This window comes from Rhizobium laguerreae (genome assembly GCF_002008165.1).
Classification (GTDB): Bacteria; Pseudomonadota; Alphaproteobacteria; order Rhizobiales; family Rhizobiaceae; genus Rhizobium; species Rhizobium laguerreae.
In genome coordinates this window covers 256,944-275,493 of sequence record NZ_MRDM01000014.1, presented here as the reverse complement: position 1 = coordinate 275,493, position 18,550 = coordinate 256,944, and the positions used below count along the sequence as shown (strand labels likewise).

Annotated in this window: 19 protein-coding genes; 12 read left to right on the top strand and 7 right to left on the bottom strand. The window is 61.3% G+C overall.

The genetic code is table 11. The features are described 5' to 3' along the window. The first annotated feature begins 28 nt into the window (after positions 1–28). Positions 29–403 carry a gamma-butyrobetaine hydroxylase family protein gene (locus BS630_RS17070; RefSeq protein ID WP_077979209.1) on the top strand — a complete coding sequence of 125 codons (375 nt, stop codon included), beginning with the start codon at positions 29–31 and terminating at the stop codon, positions 401–403. A gap of 62 nt (positions 404–465) precedes the next feature. Then, complete coding sequence (locus BS630_RS17065) at positions 466–1,656, top strand: low temperature requirement protein A (RefSeq protein WP_077978338.1); 1,191 nt, start codon at positions 466–468, stop codon at positions 1,654–1,656. A 2-nt stretch (positions 1,657–1,658) separates the two neighbouring features. Here BS630_RS17065 and BS630_RS17060 read toward each other — a convergent pair whose 3' ends face one another. Next, positions 1,659–2,126, bottom strand: a complete 468-nt coding sequence (locus BS630_RS17060) for a MarR family winged helix-turn-helix transcriptional regulator (protein ID WP_077978337.1) — start codon at positions 2,124–2,126, stop codon at positions 1,659–1,661. Between the two features lie 47 nt (positions 2,127–2,173). Here BS630_RS17060 and BS630_RS17055 point away from each other — a divergent pair, with 47 nt between their 5' ends. Further along, positions 2,174–3,154 (top strand): alpha/beta hydrolase, encoded by a 981-nt coding sequence (locus BS630_RS17055; RefSeq protein ID WP_077978336.1) that lies wholly within the window; start codon positions 2,174–2,176, stop codon positions 3,152–3,154. Positions 3,155–3,191: 37 nt separating this feature from the next. Further along, entirely contained in the window at positions 3,192–3,803 is a 612-nt protein-coding gene (locus tag BS630_RS17050) for a pyridoxamine 5'-phosphate oxidase family protein (RefSeq protein WP_077978335.1), read from the top strand. Between the two features lie 339 nt (positions 3,804–4,142). Here BS630_RS17050 and BS630_RS17045 read toward each other — a convergent pair whose 3' ends face one another. Then, positions 4,143–5,210: a GGDEF domain-containing protein gene (locus tag BS630_RS17045; RefSeq protein WP_077978334.1), complete on the bottom strand. Its 1,068-nt coding sequence runs from the start codon at positions 5,208–5,210 to the stop codon at positions 4,143–4,145. 348 nt (positions 5,211–5,558) lie between these two features. On the opposite strand from BS630_RS17045, the gene BS630_RS17040 reads away from it, so the two are divergent. Continuing rightward, positions 5,559–5,765, top strand: a complete 207-nt coding sequence (locus tag BS630_RS17040) for a hypothetical protein (protein WP_077979208.1) — start codon at positions 5,559–5,561, stop codon at positions 5,763–5,765. A gap of 25 nt (positions 5,766–5,790) precedes the next feature. Here BS630_RS17040 and BS630_RS17035 read toward each other — a convergent pair whose 3' ends face one another. After that, the gene (locus BS630_RS17035) at positions 5,791–7,398 is read right to left on the bottom strand and encodes a fumarate hydratase (protein ID WP_077978333.1); all 1,608 of its coding nucleotides are present in this window, start codon (positions 7,396–7,398) and stop codon (positions 5,791–5,793) included. A 193-nt stretch (positions 7,399–7,591) separates the two neighbouring features. On the opposite strand from BS630_RS17035, the gene BS630_RS17030 reads away from it, so the two are divergent. Then, a complete protein-coding gene (locus tag BS630_RS17030) occupies positions 7,592–8,425 on the top strand; it encodes a VCBS domain-containing protein (protein ID WP_077978332.1) in 834 nt (277 codons plus the stop codon). A gap of 132 nt (positions 8,426–8,557) precedes the next feature. Here the strand turns inward: BS630_RS17030 and fumC are convergent, their stop codons facing one another. Continuing rightward, complete coding sequence (gene fumC, locus BS630_RS17025) at positions 8,558–9,949, bottom strand: class II fumarate hydratase (RefSeq protein WP_077978331.1); 1,392 nt, start codon at positions 9,947–9,949, stop codon at positions 8,558–8,560. A gap of 61 nt (positions 9,950–10,010) precedes the next feature. On the opposite strand from fumC, the gene BS630_RS36565 reads away from it, so the two are divergent. After that, the gene (locus BS630_RS36565) at positions 10,011–10,277 is read left to right on the top strand and encodes a hypothetical protein (protein WP_132609179.1); all 267 of its coding nucleotides are present in this window, start codon (positions 10,011–10,013) and stop codon (positions 10,275–10,277) included. 92 nt (positions 10,278–10,369) lie between these two features. Beyond that, complete coding sequence (locus BS630_RS17020; RefSeq protein WP_077978330.1) at positions 10,370–12,274, top strand: L,D-transpeptidase family protein; 1,905 nt, start codon at positions 10,370–10,372, stop codon at positions 12,272–12,274. 311 nt (positions 12,275–12,585) lie between these two features. Here BS630_RS17020 and BS630_RS17010 read toward each other — a convergent pair whose 3' ends face one another. Beyond that, entirely contained in the window at positions 12,586–13,302 is a 717-nt protein-coding gene (locus BS630_RS17010) for an HAD family hydrolase (RefSeq protein WP_183594394.1), read from the bottom strand. A gap of 225 nt (positions 13,303–13,527) precedes the next feature. Between BS630_RS17010 and rpiA the strand changes: the two genes are divergently transcribed. The 3 genes from rpiA (at position 13,528) to BS630_RS16995 (ending at position 15,187) form a co-directional block, all read left to right on the top strand. Continuing rightward, a complete protein-coding gene (rpiA, locus tag BS630_RS17005) occupies positions 13,528–14,226 on the top strand; it encodes a ribose-5-phosphate isomerase RpiA (protein ID WP_003540249.1) in 699 nt (232 codons plus the stop codon). Positions 14,227–14,241: 15 nt separating this feature from the next. After that, complete coding sequence (locus tag BS630_RS17000) at positions 14,242–14,805, top strand: DUF2059 domain-containing protein (protein ID WP_077978329.1); 564 nt, start codon at positions 14,242–14,244, stop codon at positions 14,803–14,805. Between the two features lie 97 nt (positions 14,806–14,902). Then, positions 14,903–15,187 carry an acylphosphatase gene (locus BS630_RS16995; RefSeq protein WP_077979206.1) on the top strand — a complete coding sequence of 95 codons (285 nt, stop codon included), beginning with the start codon at positions 14,903–14,905 and terminating at the stop codon, positions 15,185–15,187. A 57-nt stretch (positions 15,188–15,244) separates the two neighbouring features. On the opposite strand, the gene BS630_RS16990 is transcribed toward BS630_RS16995, so the two are convergent. Further along, positions 15,245–15,457, bottom strand: a complete 213-nt coding sequence (locus BS630_RS16990; protein WP_077979205.1) for a hypothetical protein — start codon at positions 15,455–15,457, stop codon at positions 15,245–15,247. A 199-nt stretch (positions 15,458–15,656) separates the two neighbouring features. Here BS630_RS16990 and gor point away from each other — a divergent pair, with 199 nt between their 5' ends. Beyond that, positions 15,657–17,042 (top strand): glutathione-disulfide reductase, encoded by a 1,386-nt coding sequence (gene gor / locus BS630_RS16985; protein WP_077978328.1) that lies wholly within the window; start codon positions 15,657–15,659, stop codon positions 17,040–17,042. Positions 17,043–17,048: 6 nt separating this feature from the next. Here the strand turns inward: gor and BS630_RS16980 are convergent, their stop codons facing one another. Then, positions 17,049–18,332, bottom strand: coding sequence for a pilus assembly protein TadG-related protein (locus BS630_RS16980; protein WP_077978327.1), 1,284 nt, complete (start codon positions 18,330–18,332; stop codon positions 17,049–17,051). Between the last annotated feature and the right edge of the window lie 218 nt (positions 18,333–18,550).

Below are 18,550 nucleotides of genomic sequence, written 5' to 3'. Positions count from 1 at the left end.
ACTCCTCGCATGAGAAGAGGACAAAATGATGAGCGATATCTGGCCGAGCGAACTTCGCGTCTCGAAAGACAGGCAGCGGCTGGTGGTGACCTTCAACGACGGCCAGAGCTTCGACCTGTCGGCCGAACTCTTGCGCGTGCTGTCGCCCTCCGCCGAGGTACAGGGCCATGGGCCGGGGCAGAAGGTGACGGTGCCGGGCAAACGCAATGTCGCGATCATCTCGATGATGCCGACCGGCAATTACGCGGTCCGGATCGGCTTCGACGACATGCACGATACCGGCATCTACACGTGGACCTACCTGCGCGAGCTCGGCGAACGGGGACCTGAGCTGTTTTCCGCCTATGAGGACGAGCTTCGTGAAAAGGGCATGAACCGCGACACGGCGGAGAAGCCGCGTTGACGCACGCGAGCGCGCCGCTATCAGATTCAATAGACCCATAATTCCAGCCATCGGGGGGCCATATGGCGAAAACGAACGGAAAGAACTGGCTGCGCGCCAAGGGCAGCGCCAGCAGCAACAAGGTGACTTTCCTCGAACTGTTCTTCGACCTTGTCTTCGTCTTTTCGATCTCGCAGCTCTCGCATGCGCTCGCCGCCCACTACACGCCGCTCGGTGTCGCCGAAGCGGCGCTGATGACCTTCGCCGTCTGGTGGGTGTGGATCTTCACGGCCTGGGTGACGAACTGGCTCGATCCGGACAAGATGCCGGTGCGCGGCATGCTGGTGGCGCTGATGATGCTCGGGCTGCTGCTGTCTGCCTCGATCCCCGAGGCTTTCGGCGACAAGGGACTGCTGTTTGCCGGCGCCTATGTGGCGATGCAGGTCGGGCGCTCGCTGTTTGCCACCTATGCGATGACGCGCGTCGACCGCGCCAATACGCTGAATTTCATCCGCATCACAACCTGGCTCGCGGTTTCGGGGGGCTTCTGGATTGCCGGCGGGCTGCTTGAGCATGAAGCCCGGCTGACCGCCTGGGCGATTGCGCTGGCGATCGAATATGCCGGGCCGGCCGCGGGCTTTGCCGTGCCGGGGCTCGGCCGCTCGACGGCGCGGGATTGGGACGTTTCCGGCGCGCATATGGCCGAACGCTGCGCGCTCTTCGTCATCATCTGCCTCGGCGAAGCGATCCTTGTTTCCGGCCGCACCTTTTCCGAGCTGCCGATCTCAGGCCTGACCAGTCTTATCTTCGCGACCGCCTTCATCGGAACGGTCGCCATGTGGTGGCTCTACTTCCGCTTCGGTCACGGGCGCGCCGCCCACCGCATCGAGCATGATGAGACGCCGGGAAGCTTGGCGCGGCAGGCCTTCACCTATGGGCATATCCCTATCCTCGCCGGCATCATCGTCCATGCGGTTGCGGTCGAATTCATGTTCTCGCATCCGCATGAAGCAGGTGATCTCGGCATCGCCGCGGCCGTGCTCGGCGGCTCCGGCCTGTTCCTGATCGGCAATCTCTGGTTCAAGGGCGCGACCAGCGGGCGGATGCCGCTCTCGCATCTTGCCGGCCTGGTGTTTTTGATCCTGCTTGCTTTTGTCGCGCCCTTCATCGAGGTCTATCTGATGGGCATTCTGGCGACGCTGGTGCTGATCGTCGTTGCCGCCTGGGAATACCGCTCGCTGACCGGTACGGAGGCGTCGCCGACGCTGCATTAAACTCAATCCTCGTCGCGCAGATCTTTCAGCAGCACAGTGACGATCCGCTCCATCGAATCGGCGGTCGCCATGCATTGCTCTATCGGCTCGTTCGACAGAACGCGGTCGATGAGGCCCGTCTGGATGGCCATGGCTTCCTCACTCAGCTTTCGGCCCTCTGGTGTCAAATAGAGGCGCAGCACGCGCTTGTCGCGCTCGTCATCGCGGCGAAGGATCAGACCGCGCTTCTCCATCTGCGGGAGCAGCATGCTCATATTGGAGCGGCCGACCAGCAGCTTGCGCGCCAACTCCTGCTGCGAGATGCCTTCGAAACGGTAGAGATTGACCAGGATATCGAGGTGCGGCGGCTTGATGTCGAGATCGGCAAGCGATCGAGCGAGGGATTGTTGCATAAGCTGGCAGGCGCGAGCCACCGCGATCCAGCTGCGAAAACGCGGATGATCCCAGGGAAGGGATTGATTTTTGTTCATCGTTGTACTTTATTGTTCAGTGTTGAACAGTCTTTTGGAATCCCACTATGGCAAACTTTGCGCTTGACGTCACCCGCCTGGGGTTTTCGCTGCTGCAGGCGGTTTCGCCTGACCTGGCAGGCAGAGTAGCGTTCCGGCTGTTCTGCCGGACGCCATCGGCCAAGCCGAAGGGAGCAAAGGCGAGGGCGGCGCATGCAGCGGGCGCGGCCCGACTTGCCGGCGCCGAACGCTTCACCCTCCAGCTCGCCGGCGGGCGCCAAGCGCATGCCTATCGGCTGAACGGCGGGGCGAGGGGCAAACGCAAGCGCTACCTGGTGACACATGGCTGGGGATCGAGCGCGGCCTATATGGCCGAACTCGTCTCGATGCTTTCGGCAACGGGCGCGGAGGTCGTGGCGCTCGATTTTCCCGGCCACGGCCGTTCCGGCGGGCGCTTCCTTCATATGGGGCTTGCGGTCGAGACGATCGCGGCGGCCGAGGCGCGCTTCGGCGCATTCGACGCGGCGATCGGCCATTCCTTCGGCGGTGCGGCACTGATGGTCTCGGCGGCAGGCTTGCTGCCTGGCGTGGCGCCTGTCACCACGGAGAGACTGGTGCTGATCGGCGCGCCGAGCGAGATGGGCTGGCTGTTTACCGATTTCGGCCGGATGGTCGATCTTCGCCCTGCAGCGCAAGCGGCACTGGAGAACGAGGTCCATCGCGTCACCGGCCGGAGACTTGAGGATTTCGACGCCGGCGAGGCGGCGGGCGTCGTCGGCCGACCGGTGCTCGTCATCCATGCCGAGGACGACAAGGAGGTGTCGTCTCTCCATGCCAGGCGCTATGGCACGGCGGGGAAGGGCGTTCGGCTGTTCTGGGCGAACGGCTTCGGCCACCGGCGCATCATCGGCGCCGCGCCGGTTCTTGCTGCGATCGCGGCGTTTCTCGACGGCGATCGGGTCATAGGTGAAGTGCCTGATGAAAGCATCAAAAAAGATGCGGAGATCATTCCGTTTTTTGAGCTTCCGGCGAGGCGCGTGGCATTGTAGCGTCCGTCGCGAAGATCAAGCCCCGGTGGGACGCCTCATGAAAATCATCAGCAGCATCGAAGAGCTCAACACGATCTACGGCGCCGGATTTTCGCCGGCCTCCGTCACCAAGGTGACGAAGAAATTGACCCCGCTCTATCGGGAGATGATCGAGATCTCGCCATTTGCGGCGCTTGCGACCGTCGGGCCGGAAGGGCTCGATTGTTCACCGCGCGGCGATCTTGGCGGCGTGGTGCGCGTCGCCGACGACGAGACGCTGCATCTGCCGGATTGGCGCGGCAACAACCGGGTCGATTCGCTGTCCAACATTGTGCGCGATCCAAGACTGGCGCTGATGTTCCTGATTCCCGGCTCGAACACGACGATGCGCATCAACGGCCGCGGCGTCGTTTCCGACGATGAGGCGCTGCTTTCGAGCTTCGAGATGGACGGCAAGCATCCGCGTACCGTCGTCGTGATTTCGATCGACGAGGTCTATTTCCAATGCGCGCGCGCCGTGATGCGAGCCGAGCTCTGGAATGGAGAACACTTCGCCGATCCGGCAAAGCTGCCGACGCCCGGGCAGATGCTGAAGGCCGCAACCGGCGATTTCGACCAGGAAACCTACGATCGGGAGTGGCCGGGGCGGGCGGCGAAGACGATGTGGTAAAACATCATACCCGTGGAGGCCGGCTTTTTACTCGGCGCCGCGAGCGGCGAACTCGCTCGTTCCCTCAGGCTCCTGACGGAATAAGGCGCTGCCACATACCTCTTCTCCCCAACGGGGAGAAGTGCCGGAGCGATGGCGAGGCGATGAGGGGGTGAGCGACGACAGGAGCGAATGCGCTGAGCGCAAGCGAAGGGCAATCATGAAGGATGTGCCGTGCGGCCCCCTCATCCGCCCTACGGGCACCTTCTCCCCGCTGGGGAGAAGAGGGAGCAAGCGGCGCGAACCGGATAGCAGCTTGTCGCCGTCACTACCGGTGACAGCGTGCGCGCTGGATTACCGTCACGTCTTGTAGATCAGCCAGCTCTTGGTGAAATCCTTCTGCATGCCGTCCTGATAGAGAATAGTGCAGTTGCGGCCGGCATTCTTGGCGCCGTAGAGAGCGATGTCGGTCTTGCTGTAGAGTTCGCCGGCATCCTCGGCATTGGAGGCCATGCAGATGCCGATCGAGACGGTGACCGGGCCGTAATTTACCCGCGTGCGGGAATTCTTGAAAGGGGTTGCCTCCAGCGTGCGGCGGATGCGCTCGGCGATCGCGGTCACCTCTTCAGGCGTGTTGCCGTCGACGATGAGGGCGAATTCCTCGCCGCCGGTGCGGGCGACGAAGATGTCGCGCCGGACATTGCTGCGGATGACGGAGGCGACGGTGGCGAGCACCTTGTCGCCAACCGGATGGCCGTAGGTGTCGTTGATCTTCTTGAAATTGTCGATGTCGCAGAGCAGCAGTGCCGTTACCGGCCGCATGCCGGGATTGTTGAAGACAGCGGCGAGGCGGTCATCGAAAGCGCGCCGGTTGGAAAGGCGTGTCAGCGAGTCGGTGTTGGCGATGCGCTTGTATTCGTCGAGTTCCTTACGGACCTGATCCATCTCCTGAGAGCGCTGGATGACGTCCTCGACGGTGCGTTCGCCATGCGCCATGGTATCGCCGGTCGCCTGGCTGAGAAGATCAATGGCGTTTTCGATCAGTTCAACGCTGGCATTGCTCTTGGAGGTGATGCGCTTCTGGGTCTCGCCGAGCAGCCTGGTGTAGCTTTCGAGCGAGCTCTGCTCCTGCCGGAGAATGCGCAACAGGCCGTCGAGTTCGCCTGATATGCGCGTATGGGCATCGTCGAAGACACGGGCCGAGCTGTGGGTGAAGTGCTGCACGCCGAGCGCATCGAGTTCGGCCTGGGTCACCTGGCCGCCGAGGGCCGCGAGCTCGCGGGTAAGGGCCGGATTAGAGCCGATATAGGCCTCGTAGAAGAGTTGGTAATTGCGCGGTATCGGCGCGACGCCCATGGAGCGCATGGCATAGGTGATCTGACCCGCAACGTCGGGAATCTGCACCTTGGGCGCGACAGCCGTATTCATCCGGCGAACTCCTCATATATTCAAAGGCAATATTCTATTTGTTAGCTTAAATTTGTTGGGAAAAGATTAAAGCGATATATACCAAGGATTACATACGACAAATGCCCCATGGGTCAATACTTCGATCAGACCTATGATTCTTCTACGGAAAAACGTATCTTTAGCGGGACAGTGCATACTCGTTGAGCGGGAGCGGTGTCTGAAAAACTTACAGTTCTTCTCTTCCGGAGACCGTATTCATCTTGTCGACAGCTGATTTTGGCCGTTCCGTATTGCGGTGCCGGTATTTTGGAGTGATATTTCTTGGCGGCAAACCCGATCGTAGCCTGCAAGCCAGGGCGTGAGATCGTGGAAACCTCCCGTCATATTTCTTTCGCCATCCTCGCATTCACCGTCCTCGCCGCCGGCACCTTGCTGCTGGAGCACACCGGCTTCTTCGCCGGCGCTTTCCGCACGGAGATCCTGGCAAGGGTCGATGCCGGGGATGTGGTGAGCGTGGGCGAGGCGGTGACAGCGCGGAATGTCGCCGCGTCGGATAAGGCGTCGGCACGGTAGAACGGGCGGCAACGCAGCCTCCCAATCACCCCAAATTCAGTTCCTGGAAGAAATCATTGCCCTTGTCGTCGATGACGATGAAGGCGGGGAAGTCCTCGACTTCGATTTTCCAGACCGCTTCCATGCCGAGTTCGGGATATTCGAATACTTCGACCTTGCGGATACAGTCCCGGGCAAGACGGGCGGCAGGGCCACCGATCGAGCCGAGATAGAAGCCGCCGTGTTTCTTGCAGGCTTCGCGCACGGCGCGCGACCGATTGCCCTTGGCGAGCATCACCATCGAGCCGCCGAAGGACTGGAACTGATCGACGTAACTGTCCATGCGGCCGGCCGTCGTCGGGCCGAAGGAGCCGGAGGCGTAGCCGACCGGCGTCTTGGCCGGACCGGCATAATAGACCGGGTGGTTTTTCAGGTAATCGGGCATGCCTTCGCCCTTTTCAAGCCGTTCGCGGATCTTGGCGTGCGCTAGGTCGCGGGCAACAATGATGGTGCCGGTCAAGGACAGGCGCGTCTTGACGGGATGCCTGGAAAGTTCGGCCAGCACCTCGGCCATCGGCCGGTTGAGGTCAATGCGCACCGTCGATTCCGACAGTTTCGCCTCGTCGATCTCGGGCATGTATTTCGACGGATCGGTTTCGAGCTGCTCGACGAAGATGCCATCTCGGGTGATCCGGCCCTTGGCTTGACGGTCGGCGGAACAGGAGACGCCGAGGCCGATCGGCAGCGAGGCGCCGTGGCGAGGCAGGCGGATGACACGGACGTCATGACAGAAATATTTGCCGCCGAACTGGGCGCCGACGCCCATCTGCTGGGTCAGCTTGTGGATTTCCTTCTCCATCTCGATGTCGCGGAAGGCGTGGCCGCTCTCGGAACCTTCGGTCGGCAGCTCGTCGAGATAGCGGGTGGAGGCGAGCTTGACGGTCTTCAGGTTCATCTCGGCCGAGGTGCCGCCGATGACGATCGCCAGATGGTAGGGAGGACAGGCTGCCGTCCCTAACGTCAGGATCTTCTCCTTAAGGAAGTCGATCATCCGGTCATGGGTCAAAAGCGAGGGCGTGCCCTGGTAAAGGAAGGTCTTGTTAGCCGAGCCGCCGCCCTTGGCGACGAAGAGGAATTCGTAGGCGTCGATGCCTTCCTCGTAGATGTCGATCTGGGCCGGCAGATTGTTTCTGGTGTTCTTTTCCTCGAACATTTTGACCGGCGCGAGCTGCGAGTAACGCAGGTTCTTCTTCTCATAGGCATCCATGACGCCGCGGGCCAGCGCCGCACTATCCTCGCCCTCGGTCCAGACCCTGCGGCCTTTCTTGCCCATGATGATCGCCGTGCCGGTGTCCTGGCACATGGGCAGCACGCCGCCGGCGGCGATGTTGGCGTTCTTCAAGAGATCGTAGGCGACGAAACGGTCGTTGTCGGTCGCCTCGGGATCGTCGAGGATCGAGGCGAGCTGTTTCAGATGGCCGGGGCGCAGCAAGTGGTTGATGTCGGCAAAGGCGGTTTCCGCCAGCAGGCGGATGCCTTCCGGCTCGACGGTCAGGATCTCCTGGCCCTTGAACGTATCGACCGAGACATGGTCGCCGCTGAGCTTGCGATAGGGGGTGGTATCTTTGCCGAGGGGGAAGAGATCGTCAGCCATCGAAGTGACCTTTCTGGTGGGGCGTCGCTAGATTGGAACCGGTCTAAATCCGCTGCGGGGCAAAAGCAATCAGGACCACGCGCGGCGGATGAGGCGAACCGTCGAAATCGGTCCGACAAAAAGACGACTTCAAGTTGCCTTCTGTTGGAGGCCAGTACATATTCCCGGCAGCGTTAACCTGCCGGGGCTTCCAATGACAAATGCAAAGCCAACTGCTGTCGACGACCTTCTCGTTTTTTTCGAAGACAATTGGATCCGTGGGAATCTGCTGCGCCTCTCCAGCGATCCCGAGGGAGCGGACATGTATGTTCGCTTCGTCAATGGCGTGCGTATCGACGCCAAACATGGGCCTGACCACGAAACGATCATAAGGGGCGAATACGGAACCTTCAGACTGAAACCTGACGGTCATTTCGAGTACGAGCTGGACTACACGCTCGACGTCGTGAAAAATTTAACGAAATACGATCAGCTAATCGAGAAGTTGAGCTTCAAGATGTCCGATGGCTCAGGGGGCACGGACCTCGGCGTGCTGACCCTTGCGATCGACGGCGTCAACGAAGGCGAAAAATACCACGAAATCCTGGATTTCGACGATTTGGGCGTCACATCGAGGGCCGATAATTTCTCTCTGCCTGATTATCGCAACTTTGCGCTCTCGGTGAATGGAAGCCACGAGGTGACGCTTCTGAACGGGTATGTCTATGATACCATCCCGGGTGTCGACGCCATCACCGAGGACGGTTTCAGCGATACCGCTCTATCGCCAGGTTCTGCGCCCGTAAGCTTGAAAATGCTCGATGGCGGGGAATTCACCTTTCAGAGCGTTTCGATTGCCGAATTGTCGGCAGCGCCCTTTCACCTGACGCTCACCGCGCTGAACGACGGCCAGATCGTCTATCAGCAGGAGCTCGAGGTCACCGGCCCCACTCTCGAAGTCAATCTCGAAGACATCGAAGAAATCCGTTTCGACTTCATGGGCAATTCCGTCGTGATGGACAATTTTTCGCTGTTTGCCTTGCTATAGGCTGGAGGGAGTCGAGGCGTTGCGGCATCCCCTTCTCCCCGCGAGCGGGGTCCGAAGGACGGGTCGAGACCTATGGCTCGACCCCGGTTGGTGGCGGCAGCCGGATGAGGGGCTGTGGCCTATGCGACCTTCCTACTTCGGCCCGATCATCGTTTCCGGGCGCACGATCTCGTCGTACTCTTCCGAGGTCACCAAGCCGCTGGCGAGGGCCTCTTCCTTTAGCGTCGTGCCGTTCTTATGCGCTGTTTTGGCGATCTTGGCGGCTGCGTCGTAGCCGATCTTTGGGGCGAGGGCGGTCACCAGCATCAGCGAGCGTTCGAGGCCGGCCTTGATATTGTCCTCGCGCGCCTCGATGCCGACGACGCAATTGTCGGTGAAGGAGACGGCGGCGTCGGCGAGCAGTTGCACCGACTGCAGGAAATTATAGGCCATCATCGGATTGTAGACGTTGAGTTCGAAATGGCCCTGGCTGTCGGCGAAGGTAAGAGCCGCGTTGTTGCCGAAGATATGGACGCAGACCTGCGTCAGTGCCTCGCACTGGGTCGGATTGACCTTGCCGGGCATGATCGAGGAGCCGGGCTCGTTTTCCGGCAGCGCCAGTTCGCCGAGGCCGGCGCGCGGGCCGGAACCGAGCAGGCGGATGTCGTTGGCGATCTTGAAGAGGGCGGCGGCTGCCGCGTTGATGGCGCCGTGGGAAAAGACCATGCTGTCATGCGAGGCGAGCGCCTCGAACTTGTTCGGCGCAGTGACGAAAGGCATGCCTGTGATGGCGGCGATCTCTTCGGCGACCTTTTCGGCAAAGCCCACCGGCGCGTTGAGGCCGGTGCCGACGGCAGTACCACCCTGGGCGAGCTCGCAAAGGCCGGGCAGGGTCATTTCGATGCGCTTGATGGCGGAGCCGACCTGGGCGGCATAACCCGAAAATTCCTGGCCGAGCGTCAGCGGCGTCGCATCCTGGGTGTGGGTGCGGCCGATCTTGATGATGTGGCTGAATTCGGTGACCTTCATGTCGAGGGCGGCATGCAGGTGCTTCAGGGCCGGCAGCAGGTGATGGGCGATCTGCTCGGCACAGGCGATGTGCATGGCCGTCGGATAGGTGTCGTTCGACGACTGGCTCATGTTGACGTGATCGTTCGGATGCACCGGCTTCTTGGAACCCATGACGCCGCCGAGCATTTCTATCGCACGATTGGAGATCACCTCGTTGGCATTCATATTGGACTGCGTGCCTGAACCGGTCTGCCAGACGACCAGCGGAAAGTGGTCGTTCAGCTTGCCGTCGATCACCTCCTGGGCGGCGTCGACGATCGCTTTGCCGAGGGCAGGATCGAGCTGGTCGAGCGACATGTTGACGCGGGCGGCGGCCTGCTTGACGATGCCGAGCGCGCGCACGATCGACAGCGGTTGCTTTTCCCAGCCGATCTTGAAATTGCCGAGCGAACGCTCGGCCTGGGCGCCCCAATATCGGTCGGCGGCGACGTCGATCGGGCCAAAAGTATCGGTTTCGGTGCGGGTTGCGGTCATCGGCCTTGCCTTCCCTTTACATGCTGTTTTCGGGCATTTTCAAAAGATGAGGTCTTATAGGTTGGAAAGTCCGACAAGAAAACTGGACGCCGCGCGAAATATTGAAATCGGCAGTCATGTTTGCGATGGCTTTTCGGCGTGCCTTTTAGGCCACTTTGGAAATTTTATGCGTCCGGGCGTTTTCGCCGGACTGGTCTGGCGGCGAAAATTCGGTAAAAAATTAACTAATAATTTCATAATTTTGTGTGAACTGCTGGGCGGCGCCGTGCAGGATCTCCGTCACACAAAATTGAGTCCGCCGGCGCTGGCGGCGCAGGCCGGTTTCTGATCAATGAGGCCCCTACGCTGCGTGAGTTTCGCGGGATTTGAGCTTGAGCCTTGCGCTCGTGACAAGAACAGCATGACCGGACTGGAAGATATATGACGTTCGTTTTGAAAAGCGCGGCATCCGCATTGGCACTTTCCTGCGGCGTGGCAATGATGAGTGCCGCACCCGCGCATGCTTATACACTGATGGACATGCTGCGCGGCGACAGGCAGCGGACGCAGAGCACCATCTTCATGGACCAGATGCCGCCCGGCCGTCTGGGCCAGCGCGGCGGCTCGCTCGGCGGGCTCGATCCGGAAGCGCCGCTGCCGAAGGTGAGCGGTCCGCGTTATTATACCTATAAAACCGAGACGCTGCAGTTCGTCGATACCGGCAGGTTTGCCGATCCGGTGGTCACCGGCGCGGTTGCCGATGTTTCGGGCAGCGGTGACGCCAGCGCCGAACCCGCTGTGCAGCGTCGTTTCCTGGCGCAGGCCAAGGTGCGCGCCAATGCCGACGTCGCAAAGGCGCTCGAAGCCTATTACGGCGACAGCCGCAATCCACTCGTCTGGGTCGAGGGCAACCAGATCAACGACCGTGCCAAGTCGGCGATGCTGGTCCTTGCCGATGCGGCCTTCGTTGGCCTCGACCCGGCGGATTACGCCGTCCAGACGCCTGATATCGACCCGGCCAATCCCGATCCCGCCTTCCGCGACCGGGCGCTGACACAGTTCGAGCTCGATCTCTCCGCCAAGGTGCTCGCCTTCGTGCAGGACACGGTGCGCGGCCGCATCGATCCGAACAAGATCTCCGGCTATCACGACTTCCAGCGCAAGGTGGTTAACCTGGCCCCGGTGCTGAAGCTTGCCCGCATGAGCCCCGATGTCGGCGCCTACATCGGCAGCCGCTCGCCCGATAGTCCGCAATTCCAGGCGCTGAAGGCGGAGCTTGCCAAGCTTCGGGCTGCCGACGGCGGCAATGAGGAGCGAATCGTCGTTTCGCTCGACAGGCTGCTGAGGCCTGGCGACAGCTCGCCGGAGATCGCCAATATCGTCAAGGCGATCGGCAAGCACGGTTCCGAAACGCTGAAGACCGATCATGCGGCAACGCTTGCTGCTTACGCCGGCAGCATCGACTATTCGCCCGACATCGTTTCGCTGGTCGAGGATTTCCAGAAAGAGCGCGGGCTGAAGCCCGATGGCGTCATCGGCCAGGCGACCGTGCGCGCCATGACCGGCGGCGATACCAATGCCTCGAAGATCGACAAGCTCGTCGTTGCCATGGAGCAGGCGCGCTGGCTGCCGGAGGATCTCGGTTCCCGCTACGTCATGATCAACCAGCCGGCCTACATGGTCTACTACCACAATGACGGCAAGGAACAGCTGTCGATGCGCGTGGTGGTCGGCGGCAAGAACAACCAGACCTATTTCTTCGACGACGAAATCGAGACGGTCGAGTTCAACCCGTTCTGGGGCGTGCCGCAGTCGATCATCATCAACGAGATGCTGCCGAAGCTGCGCTCGGATCCGAACTATCTCGACCAGCTCGGTTATGAGGTCGAAGTGAACGGCCACGCCGTCGCCTCGTCGAGCGTCGACTGGTACGGCTCGACCAACAATGTTTCGGTGCGCCAGCCGCCAAGCAGCGACAATGCGCTCGGCGAACTGAAGATCCTGTTCCCGAACAGCCACGCGATCTACATGCACGACACGCCGTCGAAGAGCTTCTTCAAGCGCGACATGCGGGCGCTGAGCCACGGTTGCGTACGCCTTGCCGATCCGCGGGCGATGGCGGCCGCCGTGCTCGGCACGACGGTCGACGACGTCGCCAAGCAGATCGCCAGCGGGCAGAACCATGCGGTCCGCGTGCCGCAGAAGATCCCGGTCTATGTGTCCTACTTCACCGCCTGGCCGAACAAGGACGGCGTGGTGGAATATTTCGACGACGTCTACGGCCGCGACGCTTATGTCGATAAGGCTTTCGATGCGACGAGCAAGGCGCGTGGGGTGCAGATCTGACGCTAGTTTGAATGGTTTTGGCGGGCGGTCTTCGGGCCGCTCGTTTTGTTTTTTTGGCCATGAGCACAGAAACAAAGTAGAGAGGGCGTACCGTGTGACACCCCCCTCTGCCCTGCCGGGCATCTCCCCCACAAGTGGGGAGATCGGCAAGCGGCACGACCTTCCGGCCCATCTTCCGCTTTGCGGGCTGCGACGATGACTGTTTGGGGAAGCCGGCGCGCCTATCCAATCTCCCCACCTGTGGGGGAGATGCCCGGCAGGGCAGAGGGGGTGCCACGCCGCTCGCCAGCAGAAAGAGGGACGGCTCCGTCTCAGACGGCAACCTTCTCCGCATATTCCCGCAACAGCGTTTCCACCAACTCCGGTGTCAACTCATCGAAATGGGTGATGATAACATCCGGATCGAGGCTTGAAACCGGCACGTCGGAATAACCGAAAGGCACGGCGATCGACGGTACGCCGGCGTTTCTCGCCACAGCGATGTCGTTGACGCTGTCGCCGATCATCACCGTGCGGGTGATGTCGCCGCCGGCGCGTTCGACGGTGCCGGTGAGGTGGCGGGCGTCGGGCTTGCGGAATTCGAAGCTGTCGCCGCCGGTGATGGCGTCGAAATATCGGGTGAGATCGAGCTTGCCCAGCAGGCCGAGCGCGAGGCTTTCCATCTTGTTGGTGCAGACGGCGAGGCGGTAACCTTGAGATTTCAGCCGGTCCATCGCTGCGACCAGACCGGGATAGGGTTCGGTCCGACCGGGCATGTTGCCGGCATAATGGGCGACGAAACGCTCGACCAGCGGCGGCAAGGCGTCGCTTTCGAGCGGATGGCCGCGCAGCCGGCAGGCGCGCTCGATCATCACGCGCGCGCCCTGGCCGACGAGATGGGTGAGGTCGTCGTAGCTGACCGGTTCGAGGTCAAGGGCCGCGATCGTATGGTTCAGGCTCTCGACCAGGTCCACGTGGGTATCGAGAAGGGTGCCGTCGAGATCGAAGACGACAAGCGCCGGGCGAGCGGGAACAGGGGTCAAGGGCATGTCTCTTTGAGCGATGGTCGTCTTGAGGAGCGATGGATCGTCCCTGAGGAGCGATGGATCGTCCTGAGGTAGGCGATCGTGCGGCGGAAAGCAACGTCCGGCGATGGTCGGGAAGGCTGCAGGCCTCTGTTTCGGCTTTTCATTTTCCGTGATGATTTTGACTTTCGTTTGCCAGGCGAGCCGTGTAAACAGCACATCCAACGCAATATCAGGAGCTGGCGGCGCATGGATGCCCGCGAAATGAAGATCAAGGCCGCCGAGGCCGCACTCGCCCATGTCGAAAGCGGGATGCGCCTCGGGATCGGCACCGGCAGCACGGCGGAAGAATTCGTTCGCCTGCTGGCGGAGAAGGTCGCGGGCGGCTTCAGGGTCGAAGGCGTTCCGACGTCCGAACGAACCGCGCGGCTCTGTGTCGAACTCGGCGTGCCGCTGAAGTCGCTCGACGAACTGCCCGCACTCGACCTGACGATCGATGGCGCCGACGAGGTCGATCAGGCGCTCAGGCTGATCAAGGGCGGCGGCGGCGCGCTGTTGCGCGAAAAAATCGTCGCGGCCGCCTCCGAGCGAATGATCGTCATTGCCGACGAGAGCAAGTTGGTGGAAACGCTCGGCGCCTTCGCGCTGCCGATCGAGGTCAATCCGTTCGGGCTCGTTTCGACGCGGATCGCGATCGAAAAGGTCGCAGCCCGGCTCGGTCTTTCCGGTGAACTCGATCTGCGCCAGTCGGGTGACGGAGAGTTTACCACGGATGGCGGCCATCACATCATCGATGCATCTTTTGGCCGCATTCCTGATGCAGAGGCGCTTTCGAGCGAGCTGAATTCCATACCCGGCGTCGTTGAACACGGGCTCTTTATCAATATGGCGGCACTTGCGATCATTGCCGGTCCTGCGGGTGCGCGCACGCTGCAGGCAAACAGATAACAGGAGCATATACTCATGATGAACATTGCAGGTCTTGGCCGTCTCGCCGCTGCGGCCGTCGTTCTTTCCGGGCTTGCCTTCGGCTCCGCCGTCAAGGCGCAGGAAGTCTCCGAGGAGCAGCTGAAGGCGTCTCGCGCGGCGATCGACGCCATCGGCGCCACCGCGCAGTTCGACAACATCCTGCCCGGTCTCGCCGAGCGCCTGAAGGCCGGGCTGATTCAGGATTCGCCCAACTACCAGGACATCATTTCGTCGACGGTCGACGCGCAGGCGCTGGCGCTGGCGCCGCGCCGCGGCGATCTGGAAAAGGAGGCGGCACTCACCTATGCCAAGACCTTCACCGTCGAGGAGCTGAAGGCGATCGCCGACTTCTATAATTCCGACGTCGGCAAGAAGCTGCTGCGCGATGGCCCGGTCGCCTCGCGCGAGACGGCGAAGGCTGCCGACATCTGGGCGCAGGGCATTTCCCGCGACCTGGAAAAGCAGAGCAACGCCGAGCTTTCCAAGGTCATCAAGGCGCCGCCACCGGCAACCGACAGCCCGACCGCTCCGGCTCCGGCACCGGCTGCCCAGCAATAAGGCCTGCCCCTTCAAATTTGCGAAAGCCCGGCATCGTCCGGGCTTTTTTGATATGATGCGGCAAATGCCGTTGGCGAGGCTTCAGGTGACTGCAGACATGTCCGATCATGATAAGGCCGTCCGAGTGCGGATATCCGGCAAGGTCCAGGGTGTCGGTTTTCGCATGTGGACGCGCGACGAGGCGGTGCGGCTCGGTTTGACGGGCTGGGTTCGCAATGAAGAGGACGGGGCGGTCGTCGCAGTGATCGCAGGACCCGACACCGCCATCACGACAATGATCGAGCGTTTCAGGCGCGGGCCTTTGGGGGCGTCGGTTTCGGGCGTCGAGACGGAAGCAGCCCAGCTTGAGAAGAAGCCGTCGGAATTCCGCATTCGCCGCTGACAGCAGCAATCGCTAGGCAGATTCAATTGCCAACGCATATGCGCCGCAACTCAGCCCCTATGGGTTCGGGTTCTTTGCAAGTTGCCACACACCCTCCTCATCCGGCTCCACGCGCTTGTTGCCGCGATAGAAGATCGGCAGTCTCGTCTTCTTGTCGATCGAAAAGCGGCTCGGCGTGTATTTTTCATTCTCGTGGCCCTGAATGGCGAGGCCGAGCGCTTCCTTGAATTTGCCAGCCTTGCACAGGTTGGTGAAGAGAGTTTGATCCATCTTTTGCTCCGCCATTCTTTTCCATCCCACGGATTGCCTGCCAGCCTCGGCCGACCGGGTCAACCGTAAACGGTGACTGGTCAACCGGAATGAAGATTCGACGATGGGAACCGGATGACGCAGGAGCGGGCTTTTGTTTTCATGACGATCGCCCCTATATCAGCAACATCCTTCCTGCGATTCCCTTCCGGAGCTCCTCATGTCTTCCTACGACTACGACCTCTTCGTCATCGGCGGCGGTTCCGGAGGCGTGCGCGGCGCCCGTGTCGCCGCCTCGCTCGGCAAGAAGGTGGCGATCGCCGAGGAGTATCGCTACGGCGGCACCTGCGTCATCCGCGGCTGCGTGCCGAAGAAGCTCTTCGTTTATGCTTCGCAGTTCCACGAGCATTTCGAGGATGCGGCAGGTTTCGGCTGGACAGTCGGCGAAAGCAGCTTCGACTGGAAGAAGCTGGTGGCGGCCAAGGATGTCGAAATCGCCCGGCTTGAAGGTCTCTACAAGAAGGGGCTCGCCGGCGCCAATGCCGAGATCCTGGAAACGCGCGCAGAGCTCGTCGATGCTCATACGGTCCGGCTGCTGAAGAGCGGACAGACAGTGACGGCAAAGACGATCCTGATCGCCACCGGCGGACGGCCGAACCCGCATGCAGCCCTTCCCGGTCACGAGCTCTGCATCTCCTCCAACGAGGCCTTTCATCTCGAAGAGCTGCCGAAATCGATCGTGATATCAGGCGGCGGCTATATCGCCGTCGAGTTCGCCAATATCTTCCATGGCCTCGGCGTCGAGACGACGCTGATCTATCGCGGCGCCGAGATCCTGTCGCGCTTCGACGAGGATTTGAGGCGCGGGCTGCACGAAGCGATGGCCGCCAAGGGCATCCGCATCCTCTGCCACGATACGCTGCAGAAGGTTTCGAAGGGTGAGGACGGGCTCATTCTGGAGACGCTGAACAACGGCACGCTGCAAGCCGACGTGGTCATGCTGGCGCTCGGGCGCGATCCGAACACCGAAGGCCTCGGCCTCGAGGCGGCCGGTGTCGCCGTCGACGAGCGCGGCGCCGTTATCGTCGACGAATATTCCCGCACCAATGTCGAAAACATCTATGCGCTCGGCGATGTCACCAACCGGGTACAGCTGACGCCGGTGGCGATCCACGAGGCGATGTGCTTCATCGAGACCGAGTACAAGAACAATCCGACCCGGCCGGACTACGAGCTGATCCCGACCGCCGTCTTCTCGCAGCCTGAGATCGGCACCGTCGGCCTTTCGGAAGAGGAGGCGGGCAAACGTTATTCCGAACTGGAGGTCTACCGCGCCCAGTTCCGGCCGCTGAAGGCCACGCTTTCCGGGCGGGCCGAGCGGATGATCATGAAGCTGATCGTCGATGCGGCGAGCCGCAAGGTGGTCGGCGCCCATATCCTCGGCCACGATGCCGGCGAGATGGCGCAACTGCTCGGCGTCACGTTGAAGGCCGGCTGCACCAAGGACGATTTCGACCGGACAATGGCGCTGCACCCGACGGCCGCCGAAGAGCTCGTCACTATGTATGCGCCGAGCTATCGGATCCGCGACGGCAAGCGGATTTGAGCCCTCTTAGCTGGTGATGCGCGGCGCGCGGATGACCTTGAGGAAGAGCTCTTTCATCGCTTCGGCGATGCCTTCGGTCGGCGACACCTCGAAATAAAGGCCGGGCGAGGCGCAGGTCTGCATCTTCGTCGGAATCTCGCTCTGGAACGGCCTGATCCAGTCTTTATACCAGTCGTTGCTCGGCAGCGGCAGGTAGGTGGTGTAGAGCACAGCGATCTTGACGCCGCGATCCTTCAAGGGCTTGCAGAAGGAGGTATCGATCGGCTCCTGGCAGCGACCGCCGGTCGTCTTCTTGGTGCATGTCGACGGCTTGTAGCTGTCGCCGACGCCATCGGAAACGAAGAACAGGATCTTTTGCGGGCTGATATTCGATGTGCCATCGCCGGCAGTCTCGATGATGGTGTTCATCTGGGTCATGGCGCTGTCGAAATTGGTGAGTTGGTCCTTATTGTAGTTCTGGTAGGGAATGGTCATCAGGTCGACCGCGTCTGTGTAATTTTTCACCTTCGTGAGGTCGGAGGTGAGGCCCGAAATGGTCGTCAGCTTCGCGTCTTCGGCTTTGGTGCCGAAAGTATAGACGCCCATGCGAAACTGGTCGCTGCTGACACGCTCGGTCTTGGCCGTGTCGGTCAGTGCCTGGGTGGCCAAACGCACCACATCGATGCGCATGGCGACGCCGAGGCTTTTGGCAATGGTGTAGTTGTTGGTGCTCTTATCCATCTGGTGGCAGGCGAAGGCGCAGCCTGTCTTTGCCTCCAGCTTCGAGACGTCGCTCGGGGTCGCGCCGACACCCATAGAGGGCGTGTTGTCGAGCAGGATGTAGAAATCCATGAAGGCGGCGGTTTGATATTCGGCAGTCGCGGCGCCGGAGATCGTGATTGAGTCCCGGCCGAGGATGCGCATGAAGGTGGTGGGCACGGTCGCGCTGAAGGAAACCTGCGCATTCAGCTTGTTGGCAGTCTTGGTGACGTCGATTCCGAGATCGACATGAACGTCAGTTAGCTCCCCGGACATTTGAGACATGAAGATATTGCGGGCGTCGTCCTTGCCGAGCGAGATCGTGCCGTTGCCGCTCATGGTCATGGCGGCTGCGACCGCGCCGGATTTCTCCGCGACCGAACCGACGGCGGCGGCATCGGCAGCGGCGTAAAGCTGTGTCCTCAGGCTGAGCGCATGGGCGAAATCCACCGCCATGCCGGCCGCACCGAAGAGCGGCACCACCAGCAGTGCCGTCATGATGCCGAAATTGCCCGAGCGGTCCGATATGAAACCGGGCGGAAGGATTGCCATGCCATGTCCCCGAAATTGAAACTCTCTCCGGTTCTACATTGAAAGTCTAAAATATGGGAAAATCGACATGGTATATGCTGGTTTAACTAGAGAGCGGCGGGCGGCGGCGGCGAGGCGACAAGCAGTCGGCGAATGGTCTTTGCAAGCCTGACCTAAAGGTCTATAAGCCGCCGCATATTGAGGGCATCCTGAGGTATGGATGTGAGAACAGGTGAGTG

Bases quoted from the DNA above. Each gene is read 5' to 3' on its own strand.
- BS630_RS17055 (WP_077978336.1), top strand. From the start codon at position 2,174: ATGGCAAACTTTGCGCTTGACGTCACCCGCCTGGGGTTTTCGCTGCTG.
- BS630_RS17035 (WP_077978333.1), bottom strand. From the start codon at position 7,398: ATGGCTGACGATCTCTTCCCCCTCGGCAAAGATACCACCCCCTATCGC.
- BS630_RS17010 (WP_183594394.1), bottom strand. From the start codon at position 13,302: ATGCCCTTGACCCCTGTTCCCGCTCGCCCGGCGCTTGTCGTCTTCGAT.
- BS630_RS17065 (WP_077978338.1), top strand. From the start codon at position 466: ATGGCGAAAACGAACGGAAAGAACTGGCTGCGCGCCAAGGGCAGCGCC.
- BS630_RS17045 (WP_077978334.1), bottom strand. From the start codon at position 5,210: ATGAATACGGCTGTCGCGCCCAAGGTGCAGATTCCCGACGTTGCGGGT.
- BS630_RS17030 (WP_077978332.1), top strand. From the start codon at position 7,592: ATGACAAATGCAAAGCCAACTGCTGTCGACGACCTTCTCGTTTTTTTC.
- gor (WP_077978328.1), top strand. From the start codon at position 15,657: ATGTCTTCCTACGACTACGACCTCTTCGTCATCGGCGGCGGTTCCGGA.
- BS630_RS16995 (WP_077979206.1), top strand. From the start codon at position 14,903: ATGTCCGATCATGATAAGGCCGTCCGAGTGCGGATATCCGGCAAGGTC.
- BS630_RS17060 (WP_077978337.1), bottom strand. From the start codon at position 2,126: ATGAACAAAAATCAATCCCTTCCCTGGGATCATCCGCGTTTTCGCAGC.
- BS630_RS17000 (WP_077978329.1), top strand. From the start codon at position 14,242: ATGATGAACATTGCAGGTCTTGGCCGTCTCGCCGCTGCGGCCGTCGTT.
- fumC (WP_077978331.1), bottom strand. From the start codon at position 9,949: ATGACCGCAACCCGCACCGAAACCGATACTTTTGGCCCGATCGACGTC.
- BS630_RS16990 (WP_077979205.1), bottom strand. From the start codon at position 15,457: ATGGATCAAACTCTCTTCACCAACCTGTGCAAGGCTGGCAAATTCAAG.
- BS630_RS16980 (WP_077978327.1), bottom strand. From the start codon at position 18,332: ATGGCAATCCTTCCGCCCGGTTTCATATCGGACCGCTCGGGCAATTTC.
- BS630_RS17020 (WP_077978330.1), top strand. From the start codon at position 10,370: ATGACGTTCGTTTTGAAAAGCGCGGCATCCGCATTGGCACTTTCCTGC.
- BS630_RS17050 (WP_077978335.1), top strand. From the start codon at position 3,192: ATGAAAATCATCAGCAGCATCGAAGAGCTCAACACGATCTACGGCGCC.
- BS630_RS17070 (WP_077979209.1), top strand. From the start codon at position 29: ATGAGCGATATCTGGCCGAGCGAACTTCGCGTCTCGAAAGACAGGCAG.
- rpiA (WP_003540249.1), top strand. From the start codon at position 13,528: ATGGATGCCCGCGAAATGAAGATCAAGGCCGCCGAGGCCGCACTCGCC.